Here is a 19903-nt window from a genome sequence, read left to right as displayed (position 1 = left end):
GCTCGCCTGTCGCGGCTGCCGGCTTTGGACCTACCGAGCGCCCCCACGGAGCCTGCCCGTCTCAACACAGGAAATATCCTACGGTTAGCGGTTGATTGATAGTCACAACAGCTCAGGTTAGAAGCAACGGTGCGCTGTAGTGGCAGAAATGCACCATTCTTCCCGCGCTGCAAAATGTCCCCATGCGGTTTTGTCCCGGGATCCCCGGCACACACCAGTAGCGCGATCGCCTTGGCGCTTCGAAGTTATTACCAAAACCTTAAATCCCTGGACTTCGCTGATACGCCCGTGTGATGGGTAGAAGGGAAATGGATCGGCTGGGCAATCTGTCTGGTGATCCTCCCTTGGCTTCGCGGTTCTCCCGCACTTTGCGTGGATCAAGCAGCAAGGAGCACGCGGTGGCGGAGGCGTGCGAAGCTAGCGCGGCCGTTCATGGTGCGCTTGAGCATCTTCAGCCGACTGATCTGCCCTTCTGCCTGCGCGTTGCTTCAGGACGTCGTCAGCGCCGACCAAACCGCCGGCCCGTCCTGCGCCAAGCCAGCCGCGAAGGTCTCCAACGCCGCGACGCCGCAGTTGCGCGTCTTCGGGAGCCATCTGTCGAGTGCGCCGACTGCATCCGCTTTTCGGTCGCCATCCAGGCCGCAGGCGCGGACCAACTTCGTGAACCGTCGCGCCAGATCGGCAACCCGTGCTGCCTCGGCATCCTGCCGGATGCGGGCGAGGTCGGCCGTGGCCCGGGGCGGCAAAGTCGTGATGGCGTGAACCGGGGTCCAGGCCAGCTGCTTCGGAGAGGCGATTGGTTCTGCTCCGGGAACCTCCGCGCCCGTCGAGCCGGTCCGCGACAGCCATTTGTGGGCGGTGCGCCGCGCCGGCTTCGTGCGCCGCTCAGCGACGTAGCGGTGCACCTGCCGATGAGTGCCAGCGAAGCCCCGGTCGCGGATCTCGCGCCAAAGCTCCATGGCGTTCTCGCAGCCCTCGGCCATGCGCTGCTCCAGATGAGCGAGATAGGGATCGAGGCAAGACGGATTGGGCCAGCGGATCGTGCGCTTGAGCAAGCTCTCGGCCTGGGCGTACCTGCGCACGGTTGCGCGCCCCAGACCCATGACGCGGCCGATCGCCAGGAGGGACTCACCTGCCTGATAACGTCGATGCACGTCCTCGTAGGACGCAAGTCGCTGGACGCTGCTGTCGAGGCTTGTCGCGATCTCGGCCGCGCTGCGGCGGTCCGCATGCAGGCGTTCCCCTGGCTGTCGGCCATTGCCGCTGGACAGAGCGGGCAGCTGCCGCAGCCGACTATCAACGCGGTCGAACCAGCGTTCGAGTGCTTGGCGCATGTTGAGGAGGAGATGCCATCAGTCGGCGTGGAGAGCAGAGGGAGCGCCTGTCGCCGTCGCTCGGGCTTACTCGGTCGAGCGGTCGTGGGCGACGATCTGGATGCCGGGATGGCGTCGCAGCCAGGTGGTGACGGTCGCCCCCGAACGGGCAGGCAACAAGACGCCGTGCCCCTCCGGGCATGGAAGCCCCGCCTTTTAAGGCGGGGAGACATCACGGTTGGTCTGCATCCCCAGCTGGCCGGTCAGGCGCGCACCAGCCCCGCCACCCGCCGCAAGCTCGATGCGGGTCTGGGCCTGCGCGAGGCGGCGCGTCCGGCGTGCTTGCGGCGGCATCAGCTGCGGAAATGGCTCCGCGAAGGTACGGCGGCAGGCACTATGATGGCAATAGAAGCGCCGGATGTGTAGGCGCAGCGTCATGGGCTGACCAACGCTCGGCAGATCGGCCGGACGGCGTTCAAAGCGGCTGTGAACGGCAGAGCTGGTCGTGCCACAGGTCGGACACCGGCCACGAACACGCCGCGCATGGGCGATGACGACAAGACGACCGTCGCTCCGGATGACGCGCTCGATCGCGCAGCCCGGCAAGGATGAGGACAGGATCATCCGCCTGGTGAACCAGCTTGTGCCATCCCCGTCACCGTGACCGTTCCACGCAAAGTGCGGTAGAACCGCGTAAGCAGGGGAGGATCGGCCGGACGTGAACGCACCCTCCGGAACGCGTTCGACGCGGCTCGGCAGCGTAGCTCGGAGTGGCAGGCCAGCCTCCGTGCGAGCGTGCAGCAGCTGCCCACGGCCGCGCGCACGATCGTCACGCCCCAGATGATTAATCTCGATTAAGAAGAACTTATATATGCATAACGAAGTGTGAGCCAATTAACTGCTCGTTAACCATGTCAGTGCCTCTGTCAGGACTTATTCCCTTCCCGGCAGGGCAAAATCAGCATGGTTGCGGCCCCAACAGCCTCGTGGTCCCAGATCCTGACGCAAGTCGCGGAGAGTCTCGACAGGATCGTCGAGAAGCCGACTGCCGAGATTTTGACGCTGAAGCCCTCCTTCACATCGGGAGCGCCGACTTCTTGGACGGAGACGGCGGCCGACGGCAGTGATCCCGCACCAGTCCTGCCAACTGAAACAATCAGTGATGCCGGACCGGTAACACCTTACTCCGAGCCGGAAGCCGACGATGTGTCGGACTGGATGAGCACCCTCGACATCATCAACGGTATGGCCGGCCTGGCTGACGAGCAGAAGAAGCGCCTCACGGAGCAGAGCGTGTCGCACGAAGCCGCGCTTCAAACCTTGCAGCGGGAACTGCGGGAAACGCAGCAGCGCCTCCAGCTCTCCGAGATGCGCGTTCAAGAGATCCAAACGCGTGCCGACATCCGTCTGCAGAAGGTTCAGGCAGATGCGGATGCGCAAGTGCAGGAGATTCGCGCCGAGGCGGAGATGCGGGTGAGGACGATTCGCGCCGAGTCGGAGGCCTGGGTCAGGGCGGCCGAGGAGCAGGTGCGGGTCGCCGATCTCCGGGCGGACACCGCGGAGCGATGGCTGCAACGCATCGACACGGCCGCCAAGGCTCTGCTGCTCGGCGGCCATATGAGCCCGGCCCGGGCACCGACGTGAGGCGACGCGGCTGACACCGAGGACCGACCATGGAACAATCAGCACAGATCCCGTCAGATCAGCCGGACAGGAGCGCGCTGACGCCCGCGACTGTCCAGGACGAAGCCGTAGCGGCAGCGTCCCCAAAGGTTGTGGTCCTTGCCTCAATCGCCGCTAGCCAGCCGTCAGCGCATCCCTCGGCAGAGACGGCCTCAGCGAAATGGACGGGTGTGCTGGAGCGGGTGCGCGGGGCGGCCCACTACATCCGAGAGGTCGAGGACCGCACGCAGGAATACGAGCTGCGCGTCCAGGACCTGCTGGAGCAGGTGCGAGCCGACCTGCGGGACGCTGACGCCAAGGTCCGGGCCGCTGAGCAACGTGCCCGGGCGGCCGAGGCACAGGCGAGCAATGCGATCCGGTCTGCGGAAGCGCGTGCGCAGGCAGCTGAGGAGCGTGCTGCGGCGGCCGAGGAGTGGCTGCAACGGATTTCCGAGGCGATCGAGGCCGAATTTGTGGTGGAGCCTGCCGCTCCGCAAAAGACCGGCGCGCGGAGCGCGTAGCCCTGCCGCCGCGGCGGTGACCGTTTCAGGACAGATCCAGGAAGAAGGACTAGGGATGGCGGCGATCGATGAAGCCTTCTGGGCCCACCTTGATGCGCGGATCATCGCGAACCGACCGGACGACCAGGGGCGGCCGCTGACGACAGCCATCCCGACAGGAACTTCCGCGGCTGTCGGGGCGGCAGCTGCGGCCGCTCTCCCGCCGTCCCCGGCCCTATCGGATTGGACGGGTGTGCTCGACACCCTCACCGCGGCCAAAAGCGCCGCTCAGCAGCAGGAGGCGCGTCTGCGCGCGCAGGCTGCGGAGCAAGCTGCGTTGCTTGAGGAGCTGAAGCGGACGCAGCAGGAAGTTCAAGCCCTTGAGGCTCTGCTGAGCGGGGTCCGGTCGCAGGCGGATACGAAGATGGAGGAACTCCAAGCTCAGGCCGAGGCGCGCGTTCGCGACCTCCAGGCTGTGGCGACGGCGCAGCTGCAGGCGATGGAGGAACGGGCGCGCGCAGCCGAAGCGCGAGCCGAAGCTGCTGAGGACTGGCTGAAGCGGATTGAGCAGGCGAGCCGGGCTCTGCTACCGGCCGACCAGAGAGTCGCGGCCTGAATGCAGACGCAACCGTGTTGATCGGCTGAACTCGTGAGCGCTCTCGGTCTTCCATTTCGGTCTCTGCAAGTTGTTCTCACGGCGGTTTCGCTCGCGCTGCTGCTCGGCGGGTGCCTCTCTGCGCAGGGCGGGCCGCTCGATCAGATAGCCATTGACCAAATCTCCCGAACTGAGTCTGCTGGCTCGCGCAGTGGTCCGTTAGACGCCGCGGATCTCAGGGCGTGGCGACTGCGGCTGACACGTCTCTAGGCAGAAGCGCCTGACAATAGGTCAGGCGCTCCTGCCTTGACCCTCAGGATGACACTCCGCAGCCATGCTGAGCGTCACGGTGCAGAGCACCGTCCCAGCCTCATCGCGTACCAAGGCTCGGAATGCCCGCCGGCCATCAGCGGGCGGTGGCTCACGGCCGAAATCGGGCAGCGCCGCGATCGCGGCGTCGCGAGCCTCGTGCAGATTCGGATAGCACGTCCCCTCCTCGTCTCGCAGGCTTTCCGAGCCATCCTCGTAGTCGATGAAGTAGCGAGGCATCGCGACGCGCGGGTTCGTGAACGCAGACCGGTACGAACTGAGAAACCGTTCACCCGCAAAAGGTTGCATAGGTTAGAAATTAAGGCTGCCGACAGATTCAACTCGATGATTGTAGTCGGCCTTTCGTCTGTTTGGGCACTTGTGACCAGACAGGCTCCAAGCGTCGCGGTATGAGTTGCGCGCCATCGATCTGTAACGACCTGCCGCCAACCCATGCCTGCCGACATCGACGTCCTGCTCAGCGGCAATCTGCTCCTCAGCGCCCTGCGCCTGCCGGATCAGGCGCTCATCAAACCGCACCTGGAGCTAAAGCCGTACGCGCGCGGCGAGGCGCTGTTCGAGGCGGGCGAGGACGTCAGTTCCATCTCGTTCCCGCTCGGTCCGTGTGTGGCCGCCCTGGTGATCGGCTTGCGGGAGGGCCGCGCGGTCGAGACCGCCACGGTCGGTCATGAGGGCGCGATCGGCGGCGTGGTCAGCCAGGGCTCCCTGCCCGCCTTCAGCCGCGCGGTGGTTCAGGTCCCCGGATCTGTGCTGCGCATCGAGGCCGCGGTGTTGCAGAAGATCAAGCAGACCTCGCCGGGCCTGCGCAATCTGCTGACCCGGTACTCCGACTGTCTGCTCGCCCAAGTGCTACAATCGGTGGCCTGCAACGCCAGCCACACGATCGAGGCGCGCTGCGCCCGATGGCTGCTCAGCCTGCAGGATCGGCTCGGCACCGAGGTCTTGCCGATCACCCACGAGGTGCTGGCTGAGCTCCTGGGCGTGCAGCGCTCCTACCTGTCGCGCGCGCTGCGGACCCTACAGCAGCAGGGGCTGATCCATGTCCGGCGCGGGCGGATCATCATCGTCAGCCGTGCAGCCGTCGAGGCATCGGCATGCGAGTGCCACGGCGCGGTCAAACGGCACTTCGAGGCCGTGCTCGGTGCCGTCTACAATGCGAGCGGCACCCTCGTGTCGCTGCGCGCCCGAACTCCGGACGGTAGCCGGGTGTGCGAAGCGGTCTGAAGACGGCGACCATATATGACAATATTTGCCTCCCCCGCGTCCTTTAACACCGTCCAGTTGCAGAGCTTCGAGGATCTCGCGCGCCTCGCGGCCGAACTCTGTCAGACAACGCACGCCGTGATCCGCCTGGTTCAAGACGGCGCGACGCACCTGCACGCCTGCTACAGCCGCGCGACCGACCGGTTGCGACTGGACGAGACCGCCTGCACCGGACCTGTCGATCACGACGGCATCGTCACGGTGCCGGATCTGCAGCAGGATCCGCAGCTCGCCCGAAGCCAGATCGCGTCCGGCGACGTGCAGGCGCGCTTCTACGCGGCGGTCCCGTTGCGAAGCGCCCAGGGCGCTATGCTCGGCTCGCTATGCGTACTCGACCCTCAACCACGCCCCGGCGGTCTGAACCCGGCGCAACAGAGCTGTTTCGCCAGCCTCGCTCGCCAAGTAGTCACGCTTCTCGAGACCCGGCACGCCGCGCAGGAGCATCGAGCACAGCAGATCCTGCAGGCCCGTATTCTCGACAGCGCGACGGATTACGCGATTATCGCGACCGACCCGCAGGGGCGGGTAACCCGCTGGAACGTCGGCGCTGAGCGGATCCTCGGCTGGCGCGAGGACGAGATGCTGGGCGACCCCGCCGACGTGTTCTTCACGCCGGAAGATCGCGCCGCTGGCCAGCCCGACACGGAAAGAGCCTTGGCGCTTCGCGACGGTCGCGCGCCCGACGAGCGTTGGCACCTGCGCAAGGACGGCTCACGCTTCTGGGCAAGCGGTGAGATGATGCCGCTCAAGGACGAGGCGGGCACCGTCCAGGGCTTCCTCAAGATCCTGCGCGACCGCTCTCAGCAGCGCGCCGATGCAGCGGCGCTGGACAAAGTTCAAGACCAGCTCCGCCTTGCCATCGCCGCGACCGATCTCGGCATCTTCGACTTCGACCTGATCTCGGGCGACCTCGGCTGGGACGCCCGTGTGCACGCGCTGTTCGGTCTGCCGCCAGACGCGCCAGTCTCGTACGACGTCTTCCTGGCCGGCCTGCACCCGGACGACCGCGATCGAGTCGACCGGGCGGTGGAAGCCGCCCTCGATCCGGCGGGCGACGGCACTTACGACATTGCCTACCGCACCATCGGCCTTGAAGACGGCGTGGAGCGCTGGATCGCCGCCAAGGGGCAGGTGTTCTTCGCCCAGGGACGCGCAACACGCTTCATCGGCACCGTGCGCGACATCAGCGACGTCAAGCGGGCCGAGGATCACCAGCGCCTGCTCACCGGCGAACTCCAACACCGGATCAAGAACACGCTGGCGATGGTCCAGGCGATCGCCAACCAGACCCTGCGCAGTGCCAAGGACCTCGGCGAGGCGCGCGAGGCCTTCGCCGGGCGGCTGATCTCGCTCGGCCGCGCGCACGACATCCTGACCCAGGTCAGTTGGACGGCCGCGCCGATTAGCGAGGTCATCGAGGGGGCGCTTCTCGTCCATCGTCAGACCAGCGTCCCACGGATCCGCATCAGCGGCCCGAACGTGTTGCTGGCGGCGAAACCGGCCTTGTCCTTGGCGCTGGCCCTGCACGAACTCGCGACGAACGCGGCCAAGTACGGGGCGCTCTCAAACGACAGCGGGTCGGTCGAACTGCGCTGGGACGTGGTGCATGAGGGCGCAGCGCCCCGCTTCCGCCTGACATGGTCCGAGCAGGATGGTCCACCCATCGTCGGCCCGCCGGCCCGACGCGGCTTCGGCTCGCGCCTGATCGAGCGCAGCTTCGCGCCCGAGAGCGGCGGCGTGGTGACGCTGACCTACCCGCCGACCGGCCTGATCTGCCGGATCGAGGTTCCGCTCGCCTCGATGCAGGAGCAGCTCGTTGTGGCCGACGCCTAACCTCGCCGACGGTGCCGCATTGCGCCACAGCCCGTTGTCGTGCGCACAAGCGCGGTTTCAAGACGTCCGTCGCGGCGTGTGCCGCCCGGTGACACGAAACAACGTGTACCTCAGGTCGCAGGATTGTGCCTTGAGGTAGGCTGCGAACGACCTATCGTGAAATCGTATACATCTGCCGACCGGAAGAGCATGTCCGACCGAAAGCGCATTCTCTCGCGGATTGCCGAAACCTTGGGCATTCCGGTTAATGTCTTCAGAGGTGTCGATGACGCGGCGGGCAGTCGCCTCGCGTCCCTGGATGAATGCGTCGAACTGCTCGAAGCCTTCAAACAGATCGGGGATCGTCAAGCTCGGCGGCGCTGTCTCAGCTACGTCAGAGCCGCGGCAGAACGTTCGGCCGAGGAGGCGTGACGACACCATTGCCTCGATCCAATACCCGCTGGCATGTTCGGATCGGCACAGCGGCCCCGCGGTCGATCCGGCGAAAAATGGATTGGATCCCGTCTTCGCGCATCAGCGACGTGCGACATTCCGCACTCATAGCTTATGTTAATAGTACTTGCGCGGAATGATCGGAGCAACAGCAAGAAACAACTTGTGTCTATTGTTCATTATTGGATCAGACGGCGACGGAATTAAGCTTCGCTTAACCGTCATCGGATCAAATGTCATAGCGGTCAACCGCGGCCCTGCGGTGCGCAGAGGATCTGGGAGTCGCCCAACGTACGTCCGTGGTTGGGCAACTCTTCCGGAAGCCATCAGATTGTTCCTGGGATGGAGCGCACCATGGGCGTCTCGTCGAGCAATGTCGTGCGCCTCGCGACAGGCAACGCGCCATCGCGGGCGTCGTCGGCGGCCAGCCAAGTCGGTTCCGTCCATCAGAACATGAGCGACGATCTCCGCTCGCTCGAGGTGCTGTCTTCAAACCTTGCCGTTCTCAAGGGCAGCTTGATCGAGGCGATCGCGACCTACAGCCGCGATTGCCTCGCCGCTGGCGGCACCGATCCGACGGAGCGCCTGACTACGCTGCTCAAGCCTGTCGAGACCCTCGAAGCGGGCATGCACCGCCTCGCTGGAGCCATGGCGGCGACCCTGCCGCGCTGAGACAGTCGTGCGCGCAGTCGCCCGATCTGCAAGGGGCTGCCTCGTCGGTGCAGTCACAGCAGACACGTCGCGGCGGCGAGCCTCGAACCGCTACGTCAGACCTCTGCACGACAACTGGACTTGTGAGATTGATGGCACAGCTGCAAGCTGACCCACCTGCGCCGAAGTCTTCTGGCCGGCCCGTGGTGCCTCGTGTTTCTGCCGAGGAGCTGACACTGGGTCGGATCAGGGCGCGCCGGCACGAAGCCATCGATCAGCTCGTGCCCGCGATGATGCTCGCCAACATCGCCTGCGCCGGTACGCTGACCCTGCTCCTGTGGCAGATCCAACCTACCGTCCTGTTCACCTGGTGTGCGCTCATCGTCGCCCTCTCCGCCGCCAGGCTTCTGATGGCACTGCGCACGAACGCGCGAGCGACGCGCGCCTACGCTTCACCGCGCTCGGATCGGAAGCGCATGCGTCAAGCCGCGATCATGGCCATGCTCTTTGTCAGCGTCCCGGCGTGGCTGCTGACGCAGACGAGCGGAGCTCAGGTCACGTGCGTCATCTGCTTTCTCACAGGCATGCTGTGGGCCGGCGGCCTTATCCTCGCTCCCGTGCTGCCCGCTGCGGCCACCTACGTCGGCTTGGTCAGCGCGCTCACCATCACGGGCCTCCTCGCGAGCGGGTGCGACGCCTACATCCTGTACGTGGCCTTCCTGTTCGTGGCTGGCGGCGTGACAGTCCTGGGAACAGCCAAGCGTCAATCGGAGCTGTTCACCGCAAGCCAGCGGCAGCAGATGGAACTGGAGGAGCAAGGGACGACGATTGGGCTCCTGCTCAAGGAGTACGAGGATCAGACCAGCGATTGGCTCTGGGAGACCGACGCCGATCTACAATATCAGAACCCAAGCGAGCGCTTTGCGCAGGCGCTCGGTCGTCCGCAAGACGCCATTCAGGGCGTAGCCCTGGGACAGCTTCTCGTCGATGACGGCAGCCCAGAAAACGCCGAGGCCCGCCGGGTGCTCGGGATAGCGCTGCCGCACGCTTGGCGTTCCGCGATATCATTGTGCCTTTCAGTATCGCTGGCGCACACCGTTGGTGGGCACTCTCTCAGGCCGGCCGCTCTACGACGGGCAAGGCGCGTTCCTGGGATATCGCGGTGTCTGTGCCGATATCACGCCGGCCAAGCAGGCCGAAGCGCGGATCGCCTACCTCGCTCACCACGATGCTCTGACCGAGCTGCCGAACCGCACGCTCTTCTGCGACGGCCTCGATCAAGCGCTTCGGCGTGGAGCCGTGCGCCTCGCGGTGCTCAGCCTGGATCTCGACGGCTTCAAAGGCGTGAACGACCGCTACGGCCACCCGGCCGGCGACGCTCTGCTGGTCGCCGTCGCGCAGCGCCTGCGATCCGTGGTCGAGGGTGGTGATCAGATCGCCCGGTTCGGCGGCGACGAGTTCGTCATCCTGGACGCGACCTACACGGATCAGGCCGCGGTCGAGGTGCTGGCCCAGCACATCATCCGCACACTCAGCGCTCCGTTTTCGATCGCTGGCGACGACGTCACCGTCGGGGTGAGCATTGGCATCGCTTTCGCGCCGACGGATGGCGAGACCGCCTCCGCGCTCATCAAGAGTGCCGACGCTGCGCTGTACCGCGCCAAAGGCGACGGGCGCGGCACCTTCCGCTTCTTTGCACCGGAGATGGATCGACGCCTACAGGAGCGGCAGCGCCTCGTACAGGACCTCCGCTCGGCACTCGCGCGTGGGGAGCTGGTGCTGCACTACCAACCCTATGTCAGCGCTGAGACCGGGGCAGTCAGCGGCTGCGAGGCTCTGCTTCGCTGGCAGCATCCTGAGCGTGGCATGATCTCGCCGGCCGACTTCATCCCGGTGGCTGAGCAGAGCGGGCTCATCATCCCGATCGGGGCCTGGGTTTTGGAAGAGGCCTGCCGTGAGGCTGTGCGCTGGCCAGCCGAGCAGCGCGTGTCGGTCAACATCTCGCCGGTGCAGTTCCGCAACCGCGAGCTACCGCGCACGATCCTGACAGCGCTCACGCGAGCGGGCCTGTCGTCGTCGCGTCTCGAGATCGAAGTCACCGAGACCGTGCTGATCGGCGACGTCGAGGCGGCTCTGGACACGCTGAGACAAATCCGAGCCCTCGGCGTGCGCGTTGCGCTTGATGACTTTGGCACCGGCTACTCGAGCTTGAGCTATCTGCGCAGCTTCCCGTTCGACAAGGTCAAGATCGACCGCTCCTTCGTGCAAGAGCTGCCGACGCGCCGGGACAATCAAGTCATCGTGCAGGCGATCCGCGACATGGCTCGAGGACTCGGCATGTCTGTGACAGCCGAAGGTGTAGAGACCTGCGAACAGGCCGATCGTTTGCGGCAGAGCGGCTGCGAGGAGCTGCAGGGCTATCTCTACAGCCGACCCAAACCCGCCGGCGATCTCGAGTTTCGTTACAGTCTGGCACCAAAGCTTGCTGTCCAAACCAGAGCCGGATGATCGCACAGGTCATCGGATGATCCTGCGTTGGCTCGGCTTCCTGCCGTAGCGCTGCCCTCGATCCATGGATCGAAACACGCCATCACGCGTTCCCAACCGGCATACGGTCGAGGTTGGATGACGATGACAGCGTGCGAGGCGAAGAGAGATCGGCATTCGCACGCCGTAGACATGTCCACGAGCGTCGTTTCGGTTGTGTCCTCGCGCTACCGGCTAGGCCGGGCCGCCAATGACAACCCGGCTCCGGATCGCGCAGCCCAGATCGTCATCGCCATTGGTCAGGCGAGCGCCGCCGTCGCCAGCTTCAGCGGGATCGTTGCCGCATTGCTCTTCCTCGGGCGATAGGACCAAGTGTTTCCTTCTGCGCACCTGTCGAGAGCGGCAGTGCGCAGATCGTGATTTGATGCAAGCGCGATCTCGTCCTGTCTCGCAGGGCCGGCGAACCGACGCTGTACTCTGCATCCGTTCGGTGATGCCTAGCGCGCCCGTGGGGCGAGGTTCGCCACAGCTTGGACCAAGTCCGACTGGTCGAACGGTTTCGCGAGCCGCGGGCGCTGCCTGTGGAGGCAGGTATGGGCTGGCCGCACGTCACCGGTGGCGAAGAGGTACGATACGCCGAGCGCGGCGAGGGCATCGGCGACAGGGTAAGACGTCGCGCCATCGCCGAGATTAATATCGAGCACGGCCTGATCCGGACAGCGATCTTCAATCAGATCAAGTGCCTGTTCCACGATCGGCACCGGCCCGATCACCTCGGCACCGGCGGCCAGGAGCCAGCGCTTCACCTGCATGGCGATCAGGTACTCGTCCTCAACGACGAGGATACAGCGTCCCGTCAACGCAGCTCCAAGATCCGGCACGGACACTCCGCCATTTGCGCCGCATGGTTCGAAAAACCCGCACGTTGGCCGGATGTTCGCTGTTCAGGAGATTGGCATCTCGATCCGGCAACGTACGCCATCCGCACCGAGCGAGTAGTCCACCTTCGCCTGGAGCGCGTAGGCGAGCGCTTCCTGGATCAGTTCGGTGCCGTAGCCGCGCCGAGGCTCACGGCTCGGATCGACGGTGACGCCGCTCTCGACCCAGTTCAAGGCCAGCCGCCGATGCTTACGCCGGTCGCGTAGGATCTCCCACGTCACAGAGAGATGTCCTGAATCGTCCTTGAGCGCGCCGTACTTGACCGCGTTCGTCGTCAACTCGTGGAGCGCGAGCGCGAAGTTCTGCACCTGTCGCGCCGTCAGTCGCACCTCCGGACCCGAGATCGTAGCTTGCCGCGACCCGTCATCGACGTGCGCGGCCAGTTCGGCCCGGACCAGGGCACCAACCTCTACGGTATCGTTGCCGCCTTGACTGAGAAGCCCCTGCGACCGGCCGAGCGCCTGTAACCGGTCGCCGAACGTGGCGAGAGGCTTGCCCCTCTCCAGCGTTCGTTCGGCGACCGAGGAGACGATCCCGAGCAGGTTGCGCGAGCGGTGCTGCAGCTCCTTGATCACGATCTCCAGGCGCGCGGCCGTCTGCTTCTCCTCAGTCACGTCCTGGGCGATGCCGCCTGCCCGGTGGATGCGCCCGTCTCCGTTCCGGATCGGAAACCCGATGTCGTGGATCCAGCGCACGGCCCCGTCCGTCGGGCGCACGATCCGGTACTCGTTGACAAAGGTCTCGCTGTTCAGAACTCGCGGCATGCCTTGCTGAGCCTGTTCGCGGTCGTCGGGATGGACGAGTTCGAGCCAGCGGCCGAGATCGGCCATCACGGCCTCGCGCGGCTCACCCCACATTGCCTCAAAGGCGGGGCTGAGATACTCGAGCCGGCCGGTGTCGGTGTTGACGATCCACAGGGTGCTGGCCGAGTTCTCGGCGAACGAGCGAAAACGCTCCTCGTTCGCGTGCACGGTCTGCTCGGCGATCTTGCGGCGGGTCACGTCGCTGGCCGCACCCAGCCACTCGGCGATCCTGCCATGCTGGCCCCGGATCGGGACCGCGCGCGACTGTGTCCAGCCGAAGCTGCCGTCAGCGCGACGCACCCGATGTTCGAGGTCGAACATGCTGCTGGTCCGGATGGTCTGCGCGATAGAGGCCTGTACCGACGGCTGATCATCGGGATGGATGTAGTGATCGAGCCAACCCGTGCTCGGCTCATGCGTGTCGTCCAGGAAGCCTCGCCCTTTGAGGACGAGCATCTCGGACCAGTCCGGGCTCATCCGGTAGACGACGTCGGAACTCGCCGTGACGAAGGCGTGGAAGCGCGCCTCGGTCGCGCGCAGATCCCCGATCTTCCGCAGACGGTCGATCACCGGCCCGATGATGACCGCGTAGGTGCGCAGGAACTCCGTGTCCGCGTCGGTGAAGTCGCGCGGCTCGCCCGCATCCACCTGCAGCAAGCCGTAGGCTTTTCGGCCGGGCACGAAGATCGGCACGTTGGCGAGCGCGATCACGCCCGCGTCCTTCATGAACGCCGGGATCTCGAAGCGCATCTCCTGTCGGATGTCTCGCATGATCATCGGCTTGCGCTCGCGGATCGAGTAGGTCTCCGAGGAGTGCTCGCTCATGGGAAGGCAGACTTTACCGACGACGCCGGGCTCCCAGCCGACCCCGGCCCGCACCAGGAGGCTCTGGTCGTCCTCTTGGATCTCCAGGATCTTGGCGCGCTGCGTGCCGAGCGCTTCGCCGACGAGCCTGCAGGCCTCGGTTAAGACCTCGTCCAAGCTCTCGCTCCGGAGGGCGAACTCGCCGAAGTCGCCCAGCACCCTCTGGCGCTTTATCATCTGCTCATCGCCCGGCATCGTGCTCCCCCTCCCAGCTGAAAGCGCATACAGGGTTCGACAGGATACTCGGTTTTGGAGCCTGCGCAGGACTGCGGCCTCATGGTTGAACTCACGAAGCGCAACTCGGTCCGGTCAGTACACGACGGACTACCGTGAGCGTGTGGTGTGAACAACGATCGCACAGGCGTAGCCTAGTAATTTGTCTACGAAATTGCCCTACATTCCACGTGCGCCAACGACCGTTCCTGTGCGAAGGCACCGTCGTTCAAGTCATTCTACAGACGATAGCGGGTCCGCCTAGGAAGATGAGGGCCAGCTCGATCATGGAAGTCCAGATCCCGGGCGTGCCGATTATTCGCGTGCGCGGCCGCGCCGGCATCATCATGTGCCGTCCGCACGAGGTTGGGGTGCTTCGGGACCAGCCGGCACGGCTCGATCCAATCCGCTTCGTCCTCCCTACGACATCTGGACCTGCGCGGATGGCCGGGAGATCTTGTTCAACCGCGAGTACCGCGCAATCTGGCAGCGCACACCCAAGGGCACCGTCCGCGAGGCCGATCCACACGAGTGGATGCCGTTCAAAACACCGATCTTCTATTCTCAAGACGACAGTCGGCCATGGTTGGACCGCAGAACGCATCGCTTCCGCGAAGGCGTGCTCGCGTCCTGGAGCCTGCCAGAGCGGGCCGCGCCCTACGGCGAAATCGATTGAGAGGCAGAGAGCGTCGCCGACGATAGGGTTAGACAGCTGCTGAGTAGAAGCGTATCGTGTGTACCATAATGTAACGTGTGTTGAGCCTCACGAACTGGTCGAGGCAGCAGGGCGTCTCCAGGATGACGGCTTGGCGCATGGCTACGACCGGACGCGTTCCAGGTGCCAGGCTCAGTCCGGCTGGGCGATGGGTCGTGGACGTCGCTGATCCCAGGCTCACCGTCGCCTATGCGAGGGTCTCGTCGCACGACCAAAAGAGCGATCTCGATCGGCAGGTCGCACGCATCGCCGAGTGGGCAGCGGCATCAGGGATCCGGATTGACCGCTACGTTCGCGAGATCGGCTCGGGTCTCAATGACCGACGCAAGCAACTCGCCTCGCTCCTGTCCGACCCCAAGGTCGGCACGATCGTGGTCGAGCATCGCGACCGCCTCGCCCAATTTGGCGTCGGCCAAGTCGAACAGGTGCTCGTTTCAGCCGATCGCTCCTTGATTGTGATCGATCCGGGCGAGGTGGAGGACGATCTCGTCCGGGACATGATCGACCTCATGACCTGTATGTCGGCCCGCCTCTACGGGAAGAGATCTGCACGCAATCGCGCCCTGCGGGCCGCGGAAGCCCTTCGGGCATGACCCGCACGTTCTGCACGGTCGTGCTCGACCCGGCCGCCGATGCGGTGCTTGCCCCTGTGGGCGAGCTTTTCGCCCGGGCTCGGCACTGGTGCTACCGTGAGATCCACCTCCGCGGCCGATCCGTCGCCAGCGTCAAGAAGGACGCGCTCCCACGCTTTGGCATCACCGCTCGCCAGTTCAACGGCATCCGCTTCGAGCTCGATCAAGCCGTCAACGCTTGGCGCGGCACGGCGCGATACCGCGTTCAGTTCCTAAAAGATGCCATTGAGGCAACCCGCGAGAGGATCGAGGCGCTGGGCCGGAAGCTGGTCGTCGCCAGCACCGCGAAGCGTCAAGCCTCGTTGCGCCTCAAGCAGGTCGGCAAGAAGCAGCGCCTCGACCGGCTCCGGGGCCGGCTCCTGAGGGCCAAGGCCGATCTCGCTTCGAGCACTCCCAAGGTCTGCTTCGGCGGACGCGAGCTTCTCAGGCGATCGCACGCGGACCCCGACGCGATCTGGCGATGGCGCGAGCGGCGGGGCGGGCATATCCTCCTCGTCGGGGCGAAGTGCGAGGCGGAAGGCAACCAGACGTGCCGGTGGGATGGTCGGGCCTTGCGCCTGCGCCTGCCGAACGCGTTCGGCGGAACGGTGGTGACGCTGGACGGTGTGACTTTCCGCTACGGCCAGGAAGAGCTGCTTGCCGTGCTGGCTCGCAACCGGTCCGAGGCGACGCGAACGGGCCTCACCTGGCTTCTGTTTCGCGATGAGCGCGGGCGATGGAATGTGCGTGTCACCGTCGGCGAGCCGGTGGCTCCTGTACTCACCGATGCTCGACATGGCGTGATCGCAGTGGATCTCAACGTCGACCACCTCGCTGTCGTGCTGGTCGACCGCCACGGCAATCCGCATGGCCGGCTCCGGCTGCCGTTCCCGGATGCCGGGGTAGAAACCGGCAAGGCCGCAGCGATGATCGGCGATGCCGTGCGCGGACTGACGCTTCTGGCTCTCAAGCACGGCTACGCCGTCGCCGCGGAGGACCTCGACTTCAGCCGCAAGAAGGCGGGACTGCGCGAGTACGGCACGGCGCACGCGCGCCGACTGTCAGGCTTCGCTTATGCCAAGTTCCACGAAGTGCTGAAGGGGGAGGTGCTCGCGCGACGGAGTGCAACTCGTCGAAGTCGATCCGGCGTTCACGAGCGTGATCGGTCGGCACAAGTACGCCCGCTGCCGGGCCATGTCGCCGCATCATGCGGCGGCGTTGGTGATCGGCCGCGCGGCGATGGGATATGGCGAACGCCTCGTCTGTCAGGACGGCACCGCCCTCGACGCACCTGGAAGGATGCGTCCGAGGATCGAGCGGCGTCGTTGGCGGGGCGTTCGTAGGCTGGTGCAGGAGGAGGCGAGAGCTTCCGCGCGTACTGCACGGTCGGGATCTGGAACGACGCGGAGGGGTGGGCGTTCGCGCCCTGCCTCGGCCATTGCGGGACAGGGTCCGACCCCCTCCTGCACGGGCCGGGCGAGCACTCGAAGCGGCGAGGTCCAAGTCGGGGACGCCGTTGCCCCGGCGGTGGCGGATGTGGTCAGCCGAGGCTGATATGCCCGTTACAACTTACGACAGCGGTCCGACGAAGCCTTTCCTCCGCGCACGCAAGACCTCATCATAGATGATGGGTCATCCGCCTCTAGGATCCCGTGAGATGGACGCCATGGAACAGACCGGACACGCTATCCAGGCCGCACTGGGGCACTTTAAGGCGAGCACGGGCGCTGACGTCGATCCTGTCGCCTTCGCGAAGTCCCTGGCCTCAGGATGCCCGACGCCGCAGACGGAGTTCGCCCTCGAAGCCCACCTGCGCGAGGCCGACCCTGCCGAACTCGCAAACCTCGTCATCGAAGGCGCGGCCAGCTTTCACAGCCTGAAAACTCTGGCCGATCAGTTGCTCCCAGCGGATCACCCGAACCACGCCTACATCGCGCGCTTTCTCCCGTGACGGCTGCCCTTTCAGGCCCGCTCGAAGCCCGGCCAAATCCCTCGCGATGGGCGAGCCTGCTCGACCTCGCCCTTCCGGCACTCGATCATGCCACCCCAAGAGAAGCCGACATGATTTCGCGCGGATCTACGCCGCGTTGGAGCTTGGGCGGAGGAACGGCCCTCGCGCTCCGCATCGGACATCGCATCAGTGATGACATTGATATCTTCCTATCCGGGATTCGTTTGGCAGAACTCTCGCCCAATCGAAATCCTTTCGCAAAATCCATCAGCAGTAAATTCGACTGGCCAGGTCATTACCTCAAGTTCCACAGGCCAGATGGCGAAATCGATTTTTTGAGCTCCGCACTCCAAACCGAGCCCGGCTTCTCGGTGGAAACATTCAAAGGTCGCCCAATCGCGCTTGAGACCGTGGATGAAGTCATGGTCAAAAAGCTTCGGTACCGGTCAGGAAACTTCACGATGCGGGACGCTTTCGATCTCGCCTGTGTTCTCAAAGCCAAGCCCGAGACTGTTTTGACGCTGGCAACGGAAGTGGCGGACACAATCCCCCGAGCCGCGCTCGCCCTCAGCTCCCTGTCGAACGAGAAAGTGCGCGAGGCCGTCCGTGCAACGCCCGCTTTTAAGGACGTCCTCGAAGATCCGATCGGTCGGACAAGAGCCGGCCTTGAACAAATGGCGTGGCTGCGCGAGAACCCCATCTCGCAGCAAACATTCGAGGCAATCGCCCAAGAGATCGCAACGATCGACTGGTTCGAGCCTGGTCGCCAAGCGGGTCGCGTGCGCTTCGGTTGGAACTCATCTTCGAAACAGCGGGAAACCGACTTCCTCGCGACCTTCGATGCTAGACCGATCGAGGCCAAAGCCGCGCTGCTCGTCGCATGGCGTACCAAAGATCCCGCGGCATTCCATCGATGGGACAGCCAAGGACGTCCCGCAGCGCCCCAGGACAGGGTTGTCGCGGTCAAGGACGACGGCGGCCGCGATCGCTAAGATTTGGTAGCTTTTGAAACAGTGAGCTCGACAGTTTTAACCGTTTCTCATGGGTCTACGCTCAGGGTCTGGGTCTTCTTAGACTCGCCACCGCGACGAGGTTGGTGTGCACATCCTGTTTCTCACCGACACGCTGGCGCGCACGCAGCGTCTCGCGCGCAATCTTGGTCGCCTCGATCACACGCGTATCGTGGATGTTCTCGATCCGTTTCAGTCCCCCTCATCGATCGAGGCAGGCGGTGTCAAACTTATCGTCAGTGATGTTGCGTCCACGCGCTCTGACATCCTCGCGGCGCTACGTCTCTACCTCGACGCGCTACGCAAGCCTGGGATGCCATTCTTCTGCGTGCTCAACGGCACGAGCCCGCGAGCGGAGGTCCAAGCCGCCGCCCTGAAGCCGACCCGGATCATGGCCGCCGATCAACTGGCCGAGCCAATCACGCTGGCCCTCGGTAGCCCTGCAAAGCCAGCAGGCAAGCCGGAGAGCCCGGGGTTCAGCGCCCACATCGCCGGCGCGCAGACGAGCCTCACGGAGATCCTCGCCCGTGGCCGTGCGGGCCGGGCGATTGATCCGGCACTGATCACGACGGGAGCCGCCTACATCGAGAGCGCCCTGCGCGAGAGCGACATACGCGTGTGGCTCGAACTCGTGTGGCGCTTCGATGACGCGACCCACCAGCACTGTCTGCTCGTCGCCGGCCTCGCGGCTGGCTTCGGGCAAAAACTTGGCCTGTCCCGGCCCGACTGCGAACGGTTGACCCAGGCGGGGCTCCTGCACGACATCGGCAAGTCGCGGATCCCGCTCGCAATTCTGAACAAGCCGGGACGCCTCGGCGAGGGAGAGCGCGCGGTCATGCAGACGCACCCGGCGATGGGCTACGCGATGTTGCAGGGACACGGCTACTCCGCCGACATGCTTGCGGTCGTGCGCTCGCATCACGAATTCCTCGACGGATCCGGCTATCCGGACCACTTGCACGGCCGTGCCATTCCCGATCTCGTACGTTTAATCACAATCTGTGACATCTATGGCGCGTTGATCGACCATAGGCCGTACAAGACAGCGATGGAGCCGATGAAGGCCTACGACTTGTTGGCGAGTATGACGGGCAAGGTTGATCCAGATCTCGTCCGCGCCTTCCATTCGATCGCCATCGCGGCTGGAGCTGCAGATCTCAAAGTCACGGCTTAGGTCCGCGGCGCAGATCGCATTGTGTTTGGCAGACGATGGCAGAACTCAGAAATCGTAGTCCAACCCGTATCGCCTTCGTGTCATGATCGTCGTCAGCGCGATGATGACAATAGGGCGAACCGATGTCCGACGAACGGCCCGACCTCGTCGATCGGATCTAGGAGGCCGATGTCCTGCCGGAACTCTGGCCCGCGGTTCTGACCTCGACGTGTCCACGCCCGAGGAATTTGCCCGCGAGCCCGTATTTCGCGCGTTCTTCAACCGTGCGTATCGTCAGAGATCGCCGTGGCGCGGCTGAGGCAAAGGCGGGACATTGTCGGGTCAGTTTTGTGAGCAGCGGCTACGCCACGCGAGTTGCACCCCACTGCCCGAGTCGCGTCCCACAACTTCGAACAGAAAGCACCCTGGCCGCGCATCAGCGCTTGGTACGGTCAACAGCGCTCGGGAAGCTGAGACGTCCTTGACGCGGTTTAGGATCTTCGGCCCATCATGCAGCCGGACAATCGCGATCCCACTCATCTCGCATCGCTCTTACGGCGGCTGATCTGCCCGGTACT

The 19903-nt window shown here is 64.9% G+C and carries 19 protein-coding genes and 1 pseudogene; 15 read left to right on the top strand and 5 right to left on the bottom strand.

Going from position 1 to position 19903, the window contains the following annotated elements; translation table 11 throughout:
* Window positions 1-377: 377 nt before the first annotated feature.
* Window positions 378-1937: pseudogene (locus M6G65_RS06895) on the bottom strand (transposase family protein).
* 339 nt (window positions 1938-2276) lie between these two features.
* Between M6G65_RS06895 and M6G65_RS06890 the strand changes: the two are divergent.
* The 3 genes from M6G65_RS06890 (at window position 2277) to M6G65_RS06880 (ending at window position 4091) form a co-directional block, all read left to right on the top strand.
* A complete protein-coding gene (locus tag M6G65_RS06890) occupies window positions 2277-2957 on the top strand; it encodes a cell division protein DivIVA (protein ID WP_238197278.1) in 681 nt (226 codons plus the stop codon).
* A 209-nt stretch (window positions 2958-3166) separates the two neighbouring features.
* Window positions 3167-3496 carry a hypothetical protein gene (locus tag M6G65_RS06885; protein ID WP_238197277.1) on the top strand — a complete coding sequence of 110 codons (330 nt, stop codon included), beginning with the start codon at window positions 3167-3169 and terminating at the stop codon, window positions 3494-3496.
* Window positions 3497-3551: 55 nt separating this feature from the next.
* Entirely contained in the window at window positions 3552-4091 is a 540-nt protein-coding gene (locus M6G65_RS06880) for a hypothetical protein (RefSeq protein ID WP_238197276.1), read from the top strand.
* A 270-nt stretch (window positions 4092-4361) separates the two neighbouring features.
* Here M6G65_RS06880 and M6G65_RS33930 read toward each other — a convergent pair whose 3' ends face one another.
* Entirely contained in the window at window positions 4362-4619 is a 258-nt protein-coding gene (locus tag M6G65_RS33930) for a DUF6894 family protein (RefSeq protein ID WP_373323806.1), read from the bottom strand.
* A gap of 213 nt (window positions 4620-4832) precedes the next feature.
* Between M6G65_RS33930 and M6G65_RS06875 the strand changes: the two genes are divergently transcribed.
* The 4 genes from M6G65_RS06875 (at window position 4833) to M6G65_RS06860 (ending at window position 8600) form a co-directional block, all read left to right on the top strand.
* Complete coding sequence (locus M6G65_RS06875; RefSeq protein ID WP_238197275.1) at window positions 4833-5624, top strand: Crp/Fnr family transcriptional regulator; 792 nt, start codon at window positions 4833-4835, stop codon at window positions 5622-5624.
* Window positions 5625-5639: 15 nt separating this feature from the next.
* Window positions 5640-7496 (top strand): HWE histidine kinase domain-containing protein, encoded by a 1857-nt coding sequence (locus M6G65_RS06870; RefSeq protein WP_250103735.1) that lies wholly within the window; start codon window positions 5640-5642, stop codon window positions 7494-7496.
* A 189-nt stretch (window positions 7497-7685) separates the two neighbouring features.
* On the top strand, window positions 7686-7907 hold the full coding sequence (locus M6G65_RS06865) for a hypothetical protein (RefSeq protein ID WP_238197273.1): 222 nt from the start codon (window positions 7686-7688) through the stop codon (window positions 7905-7907).
* A gap of 363 nt (window positions 7908-8270) precedes the next feature.
* A complete protein-coding gene (locus M6G65_RS06860; RefSeq protein WP_238197272.1) occupies window positions 8271-8600 on the top strand; it encodes a hypothetical protein in 330 nt (109 codons plus the stop codon).
* Window positions 8601-9472: 872 nt separating this feature from the next.
* Here the strand turns inward: M6G65_RS06860 and M6G65_RS06855 are convergent.
* Complete coding sequence (locus M6G65_RS06855) at window positions 9473-9625, bottom strand: hypothetical protein (RefSeq protein WP_250103734.1); 153 nt, start codon at window positions 9623-9625, stop codon at window positions 9473-9475.
* Between the two features lie 55 nt (window positions 9626-9680).
* On the opposite strand from M6G65_RS06855, the gene M6G65_RS06850 reads away from it, so the two are divergent.
* Both M6G65_RS06850 and M6G65_RS06845 read left to right on the top strand, forming a co-directional pair.
* On the top strand, window positions 9681-11087 hold the full coding sequence (locus M6G65_RS06850; RefSeq protein WP_250104220.1) for a putative bifunctional diguanylate cyclase/phosphodiesterase: 1407 nt from the start codon (window positions 9681-9683) through the stop codon (window positions 11085-11087).
* Window positions 11088-11204: 117 nt separating this feature from the next.
* Window positions 11205-11432: a hypothetical protein gene (locus M6G65_RS06845; protein ID WP_238197270.1), complete on the top strand. Its 228-nt coding sequence runs from the start codon at window positions 11205-11207 to the stop codon at window positions 11430-11432.
* Between the two features lie 131 nt (window positions 11433-11563).
* Here M6G65_RS06845 and M6G65_RS06840 read toward each other — a convergent pair whose 3' ends face one another.
* Together M6G65_RS06840 and M6G65_RS06835 are read right to left on the bottom strand one after the other, a co-directional pair.
* The gene (locus M6G65_RS06840; protein ID WP_308445202.1) at window positions 11564-11947 is read right to left on the bottom strand and encodes a response regulator; all 384 of its coding nucleotides are present in this window, start codon (window positions 11945-11947) and stop codon (window positions 11564-11566) included.
* 63 nt (window positions 11948-12010) lie between these two features.
* Window positions 12011-13849: a PAS domain-containing protein gene (locus M6G65_RS06835; RefSeq protein ID WP_250103733.1), complete on the bottom strand. Its 1839-nt coding sequence runs from the start codon at window positions 13847-13849 to the stop codon at window positions 12011-12013.
* A gap of 493 nt (window positions 13850-14342) precedes the next feature.
* On the opposite strand from M6G65_RS06835, the gene M6G65_RS06830 reads away from it, so the two are divergent.
* The 6 genes from M6G65_RS06830 to M6G65_RS06805 all read left to right on the top strand — a co-directional run bounded on the left by M6G65_RS06830 (window position 14343) and on the right by M6G65_RS06805 (window position 19346).
* On the top strand, window positions 14343-14561 hold the full coding sequence (locus tag M6G65_RS06830; protein ID WP_238197268.1) for a hypothetical protein: 219 nt from the start codon (window positions 14343-14345) through the stop codon (window positions 14559-14561).
* Window positions 14562-14641: 80 nt separating this feature from the next.
* On the top strand, window positions 14642-15193 hold the full coding sequence (locus M6G65_RS06825; RefSeq protein ID WP_238197267.1) for an IS607 family transposase: 552 nt from the start codon (window positions 14642-14644) through the stop codon (window positions 15191-15193).
* Window positions 15190-16554 (top strand): hypothetical protein, encoded by a 1365-nt coding sequence (locus M6G65_RS06820; protein ID WP_250103732.1) that lies wholly within the window; start codon window positions 15190-15192, stop codon window positions 16552-16554. Before M6G65_RS06825 ends, M6G65_RS06820 begins: the two co-directional genes overlap by 4 nt.
* A 314-nt stretch (window positions 16555-16868) precedes the next feature.
* Window positions 16869-17162: a hypothetical protein gene (locus tag M6G65_RS06815; RefSeq protein ID WP_238197265.1), complete on the top strand. Its 294-nt coding sequence runs from the start codon at window positions 16869-16871 to the stop codon at window positions 17160-17162.
* A complete protein-coding gene (locus tag M6G65_RS06810; RefSeq protein ID WP_238197264.1) occupies window positions 17159-18154 on the top strand; it encodes a nucleotidyl transferase AbiEii/AbiGii toxin family protein in 996 nt (331 codons plus the stop codon). The genes M6G65_RS06815 and M6G65_RS06810 overlap by 4 nt, the downstream gene beginning before the upstream one ends.
* A 106-nt stretch (window positions 18155-18260) precedes the next feature.
* The gene (locus M6G65_RS06805) at window positions 18261-19346 is read left to right on the top strand and encodes an HD-GYP domain-containing protein (protein ID WP_250103731.1); all 1086 of its coding nucleotides are present in this window, start codon (window positions 18261-18263) and stop codon (window positions 19344-19346) included.
* The last annotated feature ends 557 nt before the right edge of the window (window positions 19347-19903 follow it).

Source organism: Methylobacterium tardum, assembly GCF_023546765.1.
Lineage (GTDB): Bacteria > Pseudomonadota > Alphaproteobacteria > Rhizobiales > Beijerinckiaceae > Methylobacterium > Methylobacterium tardum.
This window is presented reverse-complemented; position numbering and strand designations above follow the sequence as displayed.

Coding starts and splice junctions, on each gene's coding strand:
- M6G65_RS06880 (WP_238197276.1), top strand. CDS start 3,552: ATGGCGGCGATCGATGAAGCCTTCTGGGCCCACCTTGATGCGCGGATC.
- M6G65_RS06835 (WP_250103733.1), bottom strand. CDS start 13,849: ATGATAAAGCGCCAGAGGGTGCTGGGCGACTTCGGCGAGTTCGCCCTC.
- M6G65_RS06820 (WP_250103732.1), top strand. CDS start 15,190: ATGACCCGCACGTTCTGCACGGTCGTGCTCGACCCGGCCGCCGATGCG.
- M6G65_RS06860 (WP_238197272.1), top strand. CDS start 8,271: ATGGAGCGCACCATGGGCGTCTCGTCGAGCAATGTCGTGCGCCTCGCG.
- M6G65_RS06845 (WP_238197270.1), top strand. CDS start 11,205: ATGACGATGACAGCGTGCGAGGCGAAGAGAGATCGGCATTCGCACGCC.
- M6G65_RS33930 (WP_373323806.1), bottom strand. CDS start 4,619: ATGCCTCGCTACTTCATCGACTACGAGGATGGCTCGGAAAGCCTGCGA.
- M6G65_RS06865 (WP_238197273.1), top strand. CDS start 7,686: ATGTCCGACCGAAAGCGCATTCTCTCGCGGATTGCCGAAACCTTGGGC.
- M6G65_RS06875 (WP_238197275.1), top strand. CDS start 4,833: ATGCCTGCCGACATCGACGTCCTGCTCAGCGGCAATCTGCTCCTCAGC.
- M6G65_RS06815 (WP_238197265.1), top strand. CDS start 16,869: ATGGACGCCATGGAACAGACCGGACACGCTATCCAGGCCGCACTGGGG.
- M6G65_RS06870 (WP_250103735.1), top strand. CDS start 5,640: ATGACAATATTTGCCTCCCCCGCGTCCTTTAACACCGTCCAGTTGCAG.
- M6G65_RS06890 (WP_238197278.1), top strand. CDS start 2,277: ATGGTTGCGGCCCCAACAGCCTCGTGGTCCCAGATCCTGACGCAAGTC.